The following is a 13,875-nucleotide window of genomic DNA, read 5'->3' on the forward strand; positions in this document are numbered from 1 at the left end:
GATCGGAAGGAACGACGATGGTCCGCGTCGCCCTGATCGGCACGAGCATGATCTCCCACCAGTTCGTCGAGTCCTCGCGACGCGTGCCAGGCATCCAGCTCGCCGGTGTACTCTCCCGCGACGCCGACCGCGCCGCCGCCGTCGCCCAGCAGATCGGCGCGCCGCAGTCCTGGTCCGACATCGAGGAGATGCTCGCCTCCCCCGACGTCGACGCCGTCTACGTCGCCAGCCCCAACTCGCTGCACCACGCCCAGTGCCGAGCCGCGCTGCAGGCGGGCAAGCACGTCCTGGTGGAGAAGCCCGCGGTGACGACGGCCGCGGAGTTCATGGAGCTCATCGCCCTCGCCGAGTCCCAGGGCGTGGTCCTGTTCGAGGGCATGCGCAATGCCCACGACCCGGGGATGGCCCTGGTGCGGGAGCTGTTGCCGCAGGTCGGGACCGTCCGGCGCGTCTCCTTCGAGTACGCGCAGCGCTCGTCCCGGTACGACCAGGTGCTCGCCGGGGAGCAGGTCAACATCTTCGATCCTGAGATGGCCGGCGGCGCGCTGAACGACCTCGGCGTGTACTGCGTCTCCGCACTCGTTGACCTGTTCGGCCCTCCCGAGCACGTCGCCGCGCAGCAGGTCGTGGTGGCCTCCGGAACCGACGGCTCCGGCGTCGCGCTGATGCGGTACCCCGGGTTCGTCGCGGACGTCTCCTGGTCGAAGATCACCGCCTCCAGCCGTCCCAGCCAGATCGAGGGTGAGCTGGGGACCATCACGATCGACCGGATCGGCGAGCCCCGCCGCGTCGGCCTGCAGTTGCTGGGCGCCGACCCGCTCGAGTACGAGGTCGACGGCGCCGACGAGACCGGCGCGTTCATCGGCAACATGCACCTCGAGATGGCACGGTTCGTCGAGCTGGTCGACGGCGCAGCCAGCGCTGAGGTCGACCAGCTCCGCACCGTCCAGACACTGCGCGTCCTCGAGGCCATCCGCGCAGCGTGCGGGTCGGCGTCGGGCGGTTGAGGGAGGTCTCGCCAGACGAGACCCGCTGGTCGAGTAGCGCCGCGAGGAACGAGCGGCGCGTGTCGAGACCCCACCCAGGACAGGTCTCGACACGGGCGCCGGGCGCCCTACTCGACCAGCGAGGGAGGGTGCGCCACCCGCTGGTCGAGTAGCGCCGCGAGGAACGAGCGGCGCGTGTCGAGACCCCACCCAGGACAGGTCTCGACACGGGCGCCGGGCGCCCTACTCGACCAACGACGGGACCCGCTGGTCGAGTAGCGCCGCGAGGAACGAGCGGCGCGTGTCGAGACCCACTAAGGACAGGTCTCGACACGGGCGCCGGGCGCCCTACTCGACCGACGAGGGAGAGGCGCCCCCCCACTCGACCAACGTGGCGGGCAGTCGATCAGTCGACCGTGAGGCCGTCGCCCGAGGCATTGAGGTCCACCTCGACGCTCTGGCCGTCGTGGATCTCACCGGCCAGCAGCTTGCGTGCGAGGCCGTCCTCGACGGTGCTCTGGACCAACCGACGGAGCGGACGGGCACCGTAGATCGGGTCGAACCCGGTCCGGCCGAGCCATTCGCGCGCAGCCGCGCTCACCTCGACGTGGATGCGACGAGGCGCCAGTCGACGGTTCAGCTTTTCCAGCTGGATCTCGACGATCCGGCCCAGCTGCTCCTGTGTGAGTGGCTCGAACAGGACGATGTCGTCGAGCCGGTTGAGGAACTCGGGACGGAACGACTGCCGCACCACACCCATCACCTGTTCGCGCTTGACCGCGGAGTCCGTCAGCGGGTCCGCGAGGAACTGCGAGCCGAGGTTCGAGGTCAGGATCAAGATGGTGTTGCGGAAGTCGACCGTGCGGCCCTGGCCGTCGGTGAGGCGGCCATCGTCGAGGACCTGCAACAGGATGTTGAACAGGTCCGGGTGGGCCTTCTCCACCTCGTCGAGCAGGACGACGGAGTAGGGCCGACGGCGCACGGCCTCGGTGAGCTGGCCGCCCTCCTCGTAGCCGACGTAGCCCGGGGGCGCACCGACGAGGCGTGCGACGGAGTGCTTCTCCGAGTACTCGCTCATGTCGATCCGCACGAGGGCGGTCTCGTCGTCGAACAGGAAGTCCGCCAGGGACTTCGCCAGCTCGGTCTTGCCGACGCCCGTGGGGCCGAGGAACATGAACGACCCGGTGGGGCGGTTCGGGTCGGAGATGCCGGCCCGAGAACGGCGCACGGCGTCCGAGACTGCCTTGACGGCCTCCTCCTGTCCGATCAGCCGGGAGGCGAGGCGCTGCTCCATCTCGAGGAGCTTCTCGCTCTCGCCCTGCAGCAGGCGACCGACGGGGATGCCGGTCCAGGCCGCGATGACCTCCGCGATGTCGGTGTCGGAGACCTCCTCGGAGACCATGGACGGGGTCTTGTCGTTGGCCTCGGCGGCCTCCAGCTCGCGCTCGGCGGCGGGGATGTCGCCGTAGAGGATCTGCGACGCCTTGGTCAGGTCGCCCGCGCGCTGGGCCTTGTCGGCCTCGACGCGGAGCTGGTCGATCCGCGACTTGACGTCGCCGACCCGGTTCAGGCCCGCCTTCTCGGCCTCCCAGCGCTGCTCGAGCCCGCGCAGGCGCTCCTGCTCGTCGGCCAGCTCGGTGCGCAGCGCGGCCAGGCGCTCCTTGGAGGCCTCGTCGTTCTCCTTCTCCAGGTGGAACACCTGCATGGTCATGCGGTCGACGTCGCGGCGCAGCATGTCGATCTCCTCCGGGGAGGAGTCGATCTCCATCCGCAGGCGCGAGGCGGACTCGTCGATCAGGTCGATGGCCTTGTCGGGCAGCTGGCGCGAGGTGATGTAGCGGTCGGACAGTGCGGCGGCCGCGACGAGGGCCGCGTCGGTGATCCGCACCTTGTGGTGGGCCTCGTAGCGCTCGCGCAGGCCGCGGAGGATGGCGATGGTGTCCTCCACCGTCGGCTCGCCGACGAAGACCTGCTGGAAGCGACGCTCGAGGGCCGGGTCCTTCTCGATGCGCTCGCGGAACTCGTCCAGGGTGGTGGCGCCGATCATCCGCAGCTCGCCGCGGGCCAGCATGGGCTTGAGCATGTTGCCCGCGTCCATCGCCCCCTCGCCGGAGGCGCCGGCGCCGACGACGGTGTGCAGCTCGTCGATGAAGGTGATGACCTGCCCCTCGGCGTCGCGGATCTCGTTGAGCACGGCCTTGAGCCGCTCCTCGAACTCGCCGCGGTACTTGGCACCGGCCACCATCGAGGCGAGGTCGAGCGAGACCAGCCTGCGACCCTTCAGCGAGTCCGGGACGTCGCCCTCGACCAACCGGAGCGCCAGGCCCTCGACGACGGCGGTCTTGCCCACGCCGGGCTCGCCGATCAGTACGGGGTTGTTCTTGGTGCGGCGGGCCAGCACCTGGGAGACGCGGCGGATCTCGGCGTCACGGCCGATGACGGGGTCGAGCTTGCCGGAGCGCGCCGCCTCGGTCAGGTCGACGGAGTACTTCTCCAGCGCGGACTCGCCGCCCTCGGACTCGGCCGAGGTGACGCGCTTGCCGCCCCGCGAGTCGTTGAACGCGGTGGTGAGGCTCGCGACGTCGACGCCCGCGGCGGTCAGGATCCTCTTGGCCGGGGACTCGACGCTCGCCAGCCCGATCAGCAGGTGCTCGGTGGCGACGAACTGGTCCCCCAGCTCGTGTGCGAGGGTCTCGGCGGAGGCCATGACGCGCGCGAGCGCGCCGGAGAGTGCCGGCTGCGTCACGGACGAGCCGGTGCTGGACGGCAGCTGCGCGATGGCGGCCTCGGCCGCGTCGTCGACGTTCTCCGCGCTGGCGCCGAGCGACTCCAGGAGCGGTCCGACGGTGTTGTCCGGGACCATCAGGAGGCCGTGCAGGAGGTGCTCGGGCTCTGCGTTGGGGTTGCCGTTGGTGAGTGCCTGCCGCACGGCCGACGTGATGGCGTCGCGGCTCTTCGTGGTCAGTTTCTCGGTGTTCAAGGGTTCCTCCGGGTCAGGATTGCAAGTTGAGTCTACTACACTCAACCCAAATCCGGGCCGGTTGATTCCCGGTCAGCGCCCCCTCTTGCTCAACTGTCGCGCCAGCGCTCCTGCTCCGTGAGCGGGACCAGCGGGCCCGGCTCGGCGGTGGTCAGCAGCGGGACGCGCCGCCCGGTCGAGGCGGAACGCAGCAGCGACTCCATGGCGTCCAGCACGTGCAGGGCGAGGGCGCCGCTGGCCCTGCCGCCGCCGTCGATGAGGTCCAGCAGGCCGATCCCCCGCTCGGCCCCGGCGTAGCCGGCCGACGGCTCGAGCGCGGCCCACGCCGACTCCCCGGGACGCCGCAGGTGTACGGTCCCGTCGAACTGGTTCGGGTCGGGCACCTGCAGGGTGCCGGTCTCGCCGTGGACCTCGATCGGCGCGGCCACCGTGGCGGAGCCGTCGAAGCTGAACACCACGGTGGACAGGGCCCCGCCCAGGTGCTCGAGGACGCCGGTGACGTGCGTGTCCACCTCGACGGCGATCTCCTCGCCGGCGCGCGGCCCCGAGGCGATCCGCCGCGTCGGGCGGGGCCGGGACGACGCTCCCTGCACCGCGACGATCGGGCCCAGCAGGTGTACCAGGGAACTGAGGTAGTACGGGCCCATGTCGAACAGGGGGCCGCCGCCCGCGCGGTAGTAGAAGTCGGGCTGCGGGTGCCACGCCTCGTGTCCCGGTGAGATCCAGGTGGCCACGGCGGACAGGGGCCGTCCGATCATCCCCGAGTCGACGGCTGCCCGCGCGGTCTGGACGCCGGTGCCGAGCACGGTGTCGGGCGCCCCGCCCACCGCGGCGTCGCCGGCCGCGGCCAGCACCGCGCGCGCCTCCGCGACCGTGGACGCGAGCGGCTTCTCGCCGTACACGTTCTTGCCGTGCCGCAGCGCGGCCAGGGCGACGTCGGCGTGGGCGTCCGGGATGGTCAGGTTCAACACCGTTTCCACCGCCGGGTCCTCCAGCAGTTCGGACACGGCCAGGGCGCGGCACCCGTCCACGCGCCGGGCAACCGCCTCCGCCCGACTGGGGATCAGGTCGGCGACGGCGGCGATCCGGACGCGGGAGACGTCGCCGAGGGTTGCGAGGTAGCGCTCCGAGATCACCCCCAGCCCGATCACTCCGATTCCGTGGCGGCTGCCCACAGGATTCCCCTCTCGATGATGCGGCTCACGTTCTCGTCCCTGAGGACGTCCAGGCTGTGCCCGGGGGTGGCGACGAAGATCCTGCCCCTGCCCCAGTGCCTGGTCCACACCGCCGGGGAGGTGATCGGGCGATGCCACGGGTGGTAGGGCTGCACGGGATGGGTGGTGGTGGCCAGCACGTCGATGAGGTCGTCGTGCAGGACCCAGTACTGCTCGGTGTGCAGTTCGAAGTCGTCGAGCCCGGCCGTGATCTCGTGCTCGCGCCCCAGTGCCGTCAGTTCGACGGTGTAGGGCAGGAAGTTGTCCGACTCGTCACCGCCGCACTGGTCCGGGTGCTTGGAGGGATGGGTGGCGAACTGGCCGCCCACCAGCTGCAGGTAGTCGGAGCTGTTGCGGTAGGAGTCGGCGATCCCGCCGTGCCAGCCGGCCAGCCCGGTGCCGCCCTCGACCGCCGAGCGGAGCCCCTGGAACGCCTCGCGGCTGATCTCCGACATCGTCACGCTCTGCAGCACGAGGTGGGTCTCGGCCATGACGTCGGGATCCGCGTAGACCTCGTTCGAGCCCTCCACGCGCACGCGGAAGCCGCTGCGCTCCAGGAACGGGATGAACAGGTCGGTGGCTTCGACGGGGTGGTGGCCCTCCCAGCCACCACGCACCACCAGGGCATTGCGGGTCATCGGGCACCTTTCTGGTTGACGGGGGTGATTCTGCTCTGGTCACCGGCGCTGGCCTCGACGGCGGCCAGCACCCGCTGCACGTGGGTGGCCTCCGCGAAGTCCGGGGAGGCCGGCTCGTTCCCGGCGATCGCGCGGACCAGGTCCACCACCTGGTGGGTGAACAGGTGCTCGTAGCCCAGGCCGTGGCCCGGGGGCCACCAGGCACCGGCGTAGGGGTGTTCGGGTTCGTTGGCCTGGATCCTGCGGAAGCCCTGCTCGCCGGCCTCGTCGCGCGCGTCGTAGAACTCGAGCTCGTTCATGGCCCGGAAGTCGAACGCGACGGAGCCGTGCTCGCCGTTGACCTCGATGCGGTTGGAGTTGCGGTGTCCGGTGGCGAGCCGGGTGGCCTCGAACACGCCGAACGCACCGCGTGAGAACTGCGCGGTGAAGGCGACGGCGTCATCCACGTCAACCTGACGCCGCGGCGCCCCGGCGTAGGCGCGCCCGCCCAGTCCGGTCTGCTCCGCGAGCTGCGGGCGGGTGTCGACGAACGTGCGCAGGCGCGCCGAGACGTCGGTGATGACGTCGTCGACCAGCCACTGGGCGGTGTCGATGCTGTGCGCGCCGATGTCCCCGAGGGTGCCGGATCCGGCCTGCTCGCGGTCCAGCCGCCAGGTGAAAGGCGACTCGGAGTCCGACAACCAGTCCTGCAGGTACTGCGCACGAACGTGGCGCACCTCGCCGATCCGGCCGTCGCGGATGAGGCGACGCGCGAGGGACAGCGCGGGAGTCCGGCGGTAGCTGAAGCCGCACATGGCGACGACGCCGCGGGCGGCGGCGAGCACGGCAGCCGCCGTCATCCGCTCTGCAACCGCGAGGTCATTGGCAAGCGGCTTCTCGCACAGCACGTGCTTTCCCGCCTCGAGTGCGGCCACGGCGACGGGCTCGTGCAGCTGGCCCGGCGCGCAGATGTCCACGACGTCGACGTCGGCGCGTTCGATGGCCTCGGACCAGCTCACGGAGGGCTCCGCGAACCCGAGCTCCCGGGCTGCGGCGGCGGTGCGCTGCTCGTCGCGCCCCACGAGCAGGACCAACTCTGGGTTTCGTGGCAGGTCGAAGAACCTGTGCGCGGTGCGCCAGGCGTGGGCGTGCATCCGCCCCATGAAGCCGGTGCCCACCACGGCCACCCGAAGCGGTTCGTTCATGCTTGTCCCCTCCCGATCGGAAGCAGCTCCGCTCCCGCGTCTGCGGCGTGAGCCACGTCGCTCATCGTCATCTGGCACTCCTCTCACCGGGGACCAGTTTATCGTTACAGATCCGGTTGCTGTCGACGCCCCGATCTTGCACTGTCCAGCCATCCTCTCGCACTGGCATCAGGTTCCCGGCCAACGCGGCCCGCACAACTCGTAGGCTCGGTGCATGAGCCAATCAACAGTGGACGCGATCGTAATCGGGGCCGGGAACCATGGGCTCGTCGCTGCGGCGCTGCTCGCCGACGCCGGCTGGGACGTTCTGGTCCTCGAGGGCAGGAGCAAGCCGGGCGGCGCCGTTGCCTCCAGGACAATCGACGGCTTCGTCGTCGACGAGTTCTCCTCCTGCTACCCGCTCGGGCAGGCCTCACCTGTGCTGCAGTCGCTCGAACTGGGCGGCCACGGCCTCGAGTGGCTCGACCACCGGCCCTCGCTGACGCACGTCTCCGACGCCGATGACGAGCTCGGCTCCGCCGTGCAGGACAGCCCCGAGGCCACCGCTGCCGAGCTGGACCAGGATCATCCCGGCGACGGCGAGGCGTGGCTGAAGATGTTCTCCGGTTGGCGACGCGTCCGCGAGCCGTTGCTGGACGCCCTGATCCGCGGCTGGCCGCCGGTCCGCGCCGGCGGGCGACTGGCGCGCACGCTGGGCGCCGCCGGGCTGCTGGACTTCGCGCGGTTCGCGCTGCTGCCTTCGGACCGGATGGGTGAGGAGTGGTTCGGGGGTCGCCGGGCCCGCGAGATCTTGGCCGGCAACACTGCCCACGCCGACGTCTCGCCGCTGGCCCCGATCAGCGGCCTGATGGGCTACTTGCTGGCCATGCTCGCCCAGGACGTGGGATTCCCCGTTCCGCGGGGCGGTGCCGGGGCCTTGGGCGAGGCGCTGGCCTCCCGGGCCCGGCAGGGCGGTGCCGAGATCCGGCTGGACTCCCCCGTCGCGGGCATCAACGTCGCCGAGGGGCGCGCCGCCGGTGTGCGCCTGGCCGACGGCTCGGAGGTCCGGGCGCGACGTGCGGTCGTCGCCGACGTCTCGGCCACGTCGCTGTACGGGGACCTGCTGCCCGACAACGCCGTGCCGGCCGGGCTGCGAGCTCGGATGGAGCGCTTCGCCTGGGACCCGCCGACGCTGAAGCTGAACCTCCTGCTGGACGGCGAGATGCCCTGGCGGGCCGCGCGGGCGAGGGGCGCCGCCGTCGTGCACGCGGGGCTGTCCGCGAAGGAGCTGATCGGCTGGCACGCGAGCATCGCCACCGGCAAGGTGCCACCGCGGGCATTCTGCCTGGTGGGGCAGATGACCACGGCAGATCCCGGGCGCTCACCGTCGGGAACGGAGTCCCTGTGGGCCTACACGCACCTGCCGCGGGTGCCGGACGAGGCCGCGGCGGGCGTGGCGGCCGAGTCGCTCGGGAACATCGAGGCGATGTTCGACGAGTTGGCCCCCGGCTGGCGCGGACTCGAGCGCGACCGGTGGGTGCAGTCCCCTGCGGAACTCGAGGACGCGAACCCGAGCCTGGTCGGAGGCGCCGTCGGAGGCGGGACGACGCAGCTGTTCCAGCAGGGACCGTGGCGGCCCGTCGCGGGGTTGGGCGGGCCGGTGACGCACGTGCCGGGGCTCTACCTCGCCTCGGCCGCGACCCACCCGGGCGGCGCAGTGCACGGCGGCGCCGGCTACAACGCGGCCCGCGCGGCGCTGCGGGACTCGAGGTGGTGGTCCAGGCCGGTGGGAACAGCGACGACCAAGGCGCAGTTGATGCTGCAGCGCCGGGAACCCAACTACTGACACCGAGGAGATCCGATGAAGCTGAAGCCCTTGCCGGAGCAGGTCGTGGTGGTGCTCGGCGCCTCCAGCGGCATCGGCCGCGAGAGCGCGCTGCGGTTGGCCGCGCGTGGGGCGAGGGTGGTGGTGGCCGCCCGCGGCGAACCGGGCCTGCAGTCACTGGTGCGGGAGATCACCGCCGCCGGCGGGCGCGCCACCTATGTCGTGTGCGACGCCGTCGACCCGGCGCAGGTCCGGGCCGTGGCCGACGCAGCGGTGGCAACCTACGGGCGCATCGACACGTGGGTGAACGTGGCCGGCGTGATCGCCCACTCCCCGTTCGACGAGACGGAGCCCGAGCAGTTCCGGCGCCTGATGGAGATCAACTACCTGGGGCAGGTCCATGGCGCCCGCGCCGCGCTGCCTGAGTTGCGTGCGGCGGGGGGCGGCGCCCTGGTCTTCGTCACCTCCGCCGAGTCCGCCGTGGCCATGCCCGGCCACAGCGCCTACGCCGCCTCCAAGCACGCCGTCGAGGGGCTCGTCTCGGCCCTGCGACGGGAACTGCTGGCCGAGTCCGTGCCCATCTCGGTCACCAGCGTGCGACCCTCCAGCACCAACACCCCGATCTTCTCCAACGCCGCTCACGGCGGCGACGTCGACCCCGAGGCCCCGCCCCCGATCTACCCGGTCTCCGTGGCCGCGGACTGCGTCGTGCACGCGGCGGAGCATCCCCGACGCGTGTTGTGGGCGGGTGGCTCGGGACGCGCTGCGGCACTCCTGCAGGCCGTCGCGCCGCGCCTGCTCGACGAGATCGTCGTGCGCATGCAACCGCTGCAGCGCTCGTCCGGGGACGAGGGCGATGCCGGGACGCTGTCGGCCCCGAACAAGGGCGAGACGGACGCGGCCGGTGGGCTCGGGAACCGGGAGCGCAGCTTCAGCCTGTACACGTGGCTGCAACTGCGCCCTGCAGTCACTGCCGCCCTGGGGATCGGCGGCGTCGCGAGCGTGCTGGCGGGCATGGAGCGGGCAAGAAGGGGCCGACGGTCGCGGCGGGGTTGAGCCGCTACTTTCCCGGTTGCACCGTGAATCGGGCCTTCGCCGTCGCGGCATTCGCCTCCAGCACGCGCCCCCGCTGGTCCTCGCAGCGCTCGATCATGGCCTGGCAGTCGTCGGCGTCGAGGCGGTCGTCGATCTCGGAGAGCACCTTGAGCGTCTCCCACATCATCTGCTGCCCCCGCACGGCCGCGGCGAGCGCGTCGAACTCCGCCTGGGTCATCAGCCCGTCCTTGTTCCGGGTGATGTTGAGCGGGTTGAGACGGCCAGCCACCGCGGCGACGCCGGAGACGATGTTGCGCACCGTGCTGATCTCGTAGCCGAGGCGTTCGATCAGTTCCTTGAGCTTGGTGTGGGAGTCCTCGAGCTCGTCGTGCAGTTGCCTGAAGGTGGCCTCCCACTCGGTGTCCGCCCAGGTGTCGGCGGCGGCGCTGAACGCCTGGACACCTGCGTCGGCGGCAACGAGGTGCTGGTTCAGGTAGGCGGAGTACTTGTCGTGGTCCAGTTCGACACTGCTCATCGGTTCCTCCTCGGTACGGGGTCCAAACCTAACCCGGGAGGGGTCACCGCGAGGCCGGTGGGCGCAACTGGTCCGGGTCAGACCCCTCCCGTGATTAGCATGGACGGCCCGGACGCGACGACGTCCCCGACTGCAAGGAGGAAGTCATGGCCGTGACCGAAGACTTCGCACCCCGTACCGCCATCGTGACCGGATCCGACTCCGGTATCGGAAGGGCCACCGCCGTCGCCCTCGCCGAGGCGGGCCTCGACGTCGGGATCACCTGGTTCACCGATCAGGCCGGAGCCGAGGAGACCGCCGAGGAGGTGCGCTCGCACGGCCGCAGGGCGGTGGTGGCACGTCTCGACACCACCAACCTCGACGACGCCGGCGGTGTGATCGACTCGATGGCCGACGAGCTGGGCGGCGTCGACGTGTTCGTCGCCAACTCGGGGTCGGGTGCCTCGGTCCCGTTCGTGGAGATGTCGCTCGAGAAGTGGCGCGAGGTGGTGGCCACCGACCTCGACGGCGCGTTCGTGACGCTCCAGGCCGCCGCCCGGCGGATGGTCGCAGCCGGGCGCGGTGGCCGGCTGATCGCGGTGACCAGCGTCCACGAGCACCAGCCGCGCGTCGGGTCCAGCGCCTACGACGCCGCGAAGCACGGCCTCGGCGGCCTGATGAAGACGGTGGCACTCGAACTGGGGCAGCACGGCATCACCGCCAACTGCGTGGCCCCCGGCGAGATCGCCACCCCGATGACCGGCCAGACGGACGAGGACCCCCGCGGCACCGACCGCCCCGGAGTCCCGCTCGGACGGCCCGGCGACGCGCGTGAGATCGCCGCCGTCATCGCGTTCCTCGCCTCGCCGGCCGCCTCCTACCTGACCGGCGCTTCGATCCCCGTCGACGGCGGCATGCTCCAGATGGGGCCGCAGGCCGGCTCCCACCTCCCCGACGACGAGTGGCGCAAGGTCTGATCCTGCAACCCGCTTCGGGTATGAATGGAGCCATGACCAACCTCGCACCCACGATCCCCCTGTCCGGCGGCGCGGCCATCCCCGCGATCGGCGCCGGCACCTGGCCCCTCGACGACGCCGAGGTCGAGGCCATGGCGCTGACCGCGTTCGAGCTCGGCTACCGGCTCATCGACACGGCCGAGAACTATCGCAACGAGGCCGGCGTCGGGAAGGCCGTGCGCAACTCGGGGCTGCCCCGGGAGGACCTGTTCGTCACGACGAAGTTCAACAGGAAGTGGCACGGCGACGCCGTCGGCGGGGTGGAGAACAACCTCGCCACCCTCGGCCTCGACTACGTGGACCTCGTCCTGATCCACTGGCCCAACCCTGACCAGGACCTGTACGTCCGCGCGTGGGAGGGACTGGTCGAGGCGCGTGAGCGCGGCCTGGTGCGCGCGATCGGGACGTCGAACTTCAAGCCCTCTCACCTGCAGCGGATCATCGACGCCACTGGCGTGACGCCCGACGTCAACCAGATCCAGTGCAACCCGTTCACCGAGCGGGCCGCCGAGCGCGCCTTCCACGCCGAACACGGGATCGTCACGGAGTCATGGGCGCCGCTTGCCGCCGGCAACGGCCTGATCGACGATCCGATGGTTGCCGAACTCGCCGAGGAGCACGTCGCCACCCCCGCGCAGGTGGTGCTGGCCTGGCACGTCAGCCAGGGCCTGGTCCCGATCCCGAAGTCCTCCAACCGCGAGCGGCTGGAGCAGAACCTGGCCGCGGCTTCCATCCGCCTGGGCGAGATGGAGCTGCAGCGCCTGTCGGACCTGACGAACCCGGACTACAGGGCGGCCGACTCGGACTCCTTCGGGCACTGACGCCGCCAACGCAGTGACCACAGTCCAGGCGTCCTTGCCTCCCGCTTTGCGGCCCGAGAAGGTAGCTTCGATGCATGAGACGACTCGCAGTCCTCGCACTTCTCGGGCTCGTCGCGTGCTCGGGGCCGACGGAGGCGCCCACGCAGACGCCGGGAACGCCGCCCGGAGCCAGCGCCACAGCCAGCACCAGCACCGCCGAGCCCACAGCCGCGCCGGCGAGCACTGACACGTCCGAACCCACGCAGAGCGCTGAGACCGACCCCGTCCCAGAGACGCACGAGTTCACCGTCACCGAGCACGAGAGCTTCACCCAGCCCTGGGCGCTCGCGTTCCTGCCCGACTCCGAGGTCATGGTGGTCACCGAGCGGGTCGGGACCATGAAGCTCCGCTACGCCGACGGCACCGTCCGCGAGGTCTCCGGGGTGCCCGATGTGGTGGTCGGCGGCCAGGGCGGCCTCGGCGACGTGGTGCCTGCGCCGTCGTTCTCCGAGGACGGCAAGATCTACCTGAGCTGGGTGGAGGGTCGCACCGGCGACGCGGGCGCCGTGGTCGGAACCGCCACTCTCGACGTCGAGGCCGCCGCCCTGACCGACCTCACGAAGATCTGGGAGCAGACCCCGAAGGCCGACAGCCGCGGCCACTTCTCCCACCGCCTGGCCATCCACGACGGCCACCTCTGGGTCACCTCCGGCGACAGGCAGGAAATGGACCCGGCCCAGGAGTTCGACAACAACCTCGGCAAGATCCTGCGCCTCACCCTCGACGGCCAGCCCGCTCCCGACAACCCGTTCGCAGGTGAGGACTCACCCGTGGCGCACCAGTTCTACTCGATGGGCCACCGCAACCCGCTGGGCATCGACTTCGACGCCGAAGGCCGGCTCTGGTCCTCGGAAATGGGTCCGGAGGGCGGCGACGAGCTCAACCTGATCGAGGCGGGTGGCAACTATGGCTGGCCGGAGGCCTCGAACGGCAACCACTACAGCGGCGGCGAGATCCGGGACCACGCCGAGGGCGACGGGTTCATCGCGCCGAAGGTGTTCTGGAACCCGAGCATCTCCCCCGGCTCACTGCTGATCTACCACGGCGACCTCTTCCCGGCCTGGCAGGGCGACGCCTTCCTCGGAGCCCTCTCCGGCGAGGCCCTGCAGCGCGTGGACCTCGAGGGCGAGAACGCCACCGAGGCCGAGAACTGGCCGATGGGCGCCCGCATTCGGGCGGTCGAGGAGGGCCCCGACGGCGCCATCTGGCTCCTCCAGGACGGCGACGGCGGCCACCTGCTCGAACTGCGCCCGACGAACTGACCCGAGCAGGCCGGCCTAGGCAGTCCACCCCAAGAAGGCTCCTCCGAGCGAGACTCCACCGACGAGGAGGCCGAACGCCAGCACGGGGACCAGCAGGACCCACAGCGGGTGCCGACGCAGCAGCACGATTCCCAGCACGAGCAAGGCCGCCCAGACCAGCAGGAACAGTGCGTACCAGGGCATGGGCGTGACCAGTCCCACCGTCAGGTAGATGTAGCCGACCACGAGGTGCGCCACGAGCCCGACGATCCCCAGCGCGCGCTTCCAGCCCGGCGGAGCGGGCGACGCATCCGGAGCTTGGTCCATCAACCCAAGGTACCTGCCGGCAGCCGGTCAGGGCGTGAGCAGCTTCCCCGGTGTCCATGGGCGCGGCGGCGCACTG

12 protein-coding genes are annotated in these 13,875 nt (G+C 71.1%); 6 read left to right on the plus strand and 6 right to left on the minus strand.

Going from position 1 to position 13,875, the window contains the following annotated elements:
• The first annotated feature begins 17 nt into the window (after nucleotides 1-17).
• On the plus strand, nucleotides 18-1,007 hold the full coding sequence (locus FOJ82_RS04985; RefSeq protein ID WP_143937301.1) for a Gfo/Idh/MocA family protein: 990 nt from the start codon (nucleotides 18-20) through the stop codon (nucleotides 1,005-1,007).
• A 385-nt stretch (nucleotides 1,008-1,392) separates the two neighbouring features.
• On the opposite strand, the gene clpB is transcribed toward FOJ82_RS04985, so the two are convergent.
• The 4 genes from clpB to FOJ82_RS05005 all read right to left on the minus strand — a co-directional run bounded on the left by clpB (nucleotide 1,393) and on the right by FOJ82_RS05005 (nucleotide 7,002).
• Nucleotides 1,393-3,966, minus strand: a complete 2,574-nt coding sequence (clpB, locus tag FOJ82_RS04990; RefSeq protein WP_143937302.1) for an ATP-dependent chaperone ClpB — start codon at nucleotides 3,964-3,966, stop codon at nucleotides 1,393-1,395.
• An 89-nt stretch (nucleotides 3,967-4,055) separates the two neighbouring features.
• Nucleotides 4,056-5,141, minus strand: a complete 1,086-nt coding sequence (locus FOJ82_RS04995; RefSeq protein ID WP_143937303.1) for a Gfo/Idh/MocA family protein — start codon at nucleotides 5,139-5,141, stop codon at nucleotides 4,056-4,058.
• Complete coding sequence (locus FOJ82_RS05000; RefSeq protein ID WP_143937304.1) at nucleotides 5,114-5,818, minus strand: ThuA domain-containing protein; 705 nt, start codon at nucleotides 5,816-5,818, stop codon at nucleotides 5,114-5,116. Before FOJ82_RS05000 ends, FOJ82_RS04995 begins: the two co-directional genes overlap by 28 nt.
• Nucleotides 5,815-7,002, minus strand: a complete 1,188-nt coding sequence (locus tag FOJ82_RS05005; RefSeq protein ID WP_143937305.1) for a Gfo/Idh/MocA family protein — start codon at nucleotides 7,000-7,002, stop codon at nucleotides 5,815-5,817. The genes FOJ82_RS05000 and FOJ82_RS05005 overlap by 4 nt, the downstream gene beginning before the upstream one ends.
• A gap of 214 nt (nucleotides 7,003-7,216) precedes the next feature.
• On the opposite strand from FOJ82_RS05005, the gene FOJ82_RS05010 reads away from it, so the two are divergent.
• Together FOJ82_RS05010 and FOJ82_RS05015 are read left to right on the plus strand one after the other, a co-directional pair.
• Complete coding sequence (locus FOJ82_RS05010) at nucleotides 7,217-8,827, plus strand: phytoene desaturase family protein (protein WP_143937306.1); 1,611 nt, start codon at nucleotides 7,217-7,219, stop codon at nucleotides 8,825-8,827.
• Nucleotides 8,828-8,842: 15 nt separating this feature from the next.
• Complete coding sequence (locus FOJ82_RS05015) at nucleotides 8,843-9,862, plus strand: SDR family oxidoreductase (protein WP_143937307.1); 1,020 nt, start codon at nucleotides 8,843-8,845, stop codon at nucleotides 9,860-9,862.
• Between the two features lie 4 nt (nucleotides 9,863-9,866).
• Here FOJ82_RS05015 and FOJ82_RS05020 read toward each other — a convergent pair whose 3' ends face one another.
• The gene (locus FOJ82_RS05020) at nucleotides 9,867-10,376 is read right to left on the minus strand and encodes a hypothetical protein (protein ID WP_143937308.1); all 510 of its coding nucleotides are present in this window, start codon (nucleotides 10,374-10,376) and stop codon (nucleotides 9,867-9,869) included.
• Between the two features lie 146 nt (nucleotides 10,377-10,522).
• On the opposite strand from FOJ82_RS05020, the gene FOJ82_RS05025 reads away from it, so the two are divergent.
• The 3 genes from FOJ82_RS05025 to FOJ82_RS05035 all read left to right on the plus strand — a co-directional run bounded on the left by FOJ82_RS05025 (nucleotide 10,523) and on the right by FOJ82_RS05035 (nucleotide 13,493).
• Nucleotides 10,523-11,332, plus strand: coding sequence for an SDR family oxidoreductase (locus FOJ82_RS05025; RefSeq protein WP_143937309.1), 810 nt, complete (start codon nucleotides 10,523-10,525; stop codon nucleotides 11,330-11,332).
• Nucleotides 11,333-11,364: 32 nt separating this feature from the next.
• Nucleotides 11,365-12,192 (plus strand): aldo/keto reductase, encoded by an 828-nt coding sequence (locus FOJ82_RS05030; protein WP_143937310.1) that lies wholly within the window; start codon nucleotides 11,365-11,367, stop codon nucleotides 12,190-12,192.
• A gap of 74 nt (nucleotides 12,193-12,266) precedes the next feature.
• On the plus strand, nucleotides 12,267-13,493 hold the full coding sequence (locus FOJ82_RS05035) for a PQQ-dependent sugar dehydrogenase (RefSeq protein WP_143937311.1): 1,227 nt from the start codon (nucleotides 12,267-12,269) through the stop codon (nucleotides 13,491-13,493).
• A 15-nt stretch (nucleotides 13,494-13,508) separates the two neighbouring features.
• Here FOJ82_RS05035 and FOJ82_RS05040 read toward each other — a convergent pair whose 3' ends face one another.
• Complete coding sequence (locus FOJ82_RS05040; protein WP_143937312.1) at nucleotides 13,509-13,799, minus strand: hypothetical protein; 291 nt, start codon at nucleotides 13,797-13,799, stop codon at nucleotides 13,509-13,511.
• Between the last annotated feature and the right edge of the window lie 76 nt (nucleotides 13,800-13,875).

The organism is Tessaracoccus rhinocerotis, assembly GCF_007197885.1.
In the GTDB taxonomy this organism is placed as follows: Bacteria; Actinomycetota; Actinomycetes; order Propionibacteriales; family Propionibacteriaceae; genus Arachnia; species Arachnia rhinocerotis.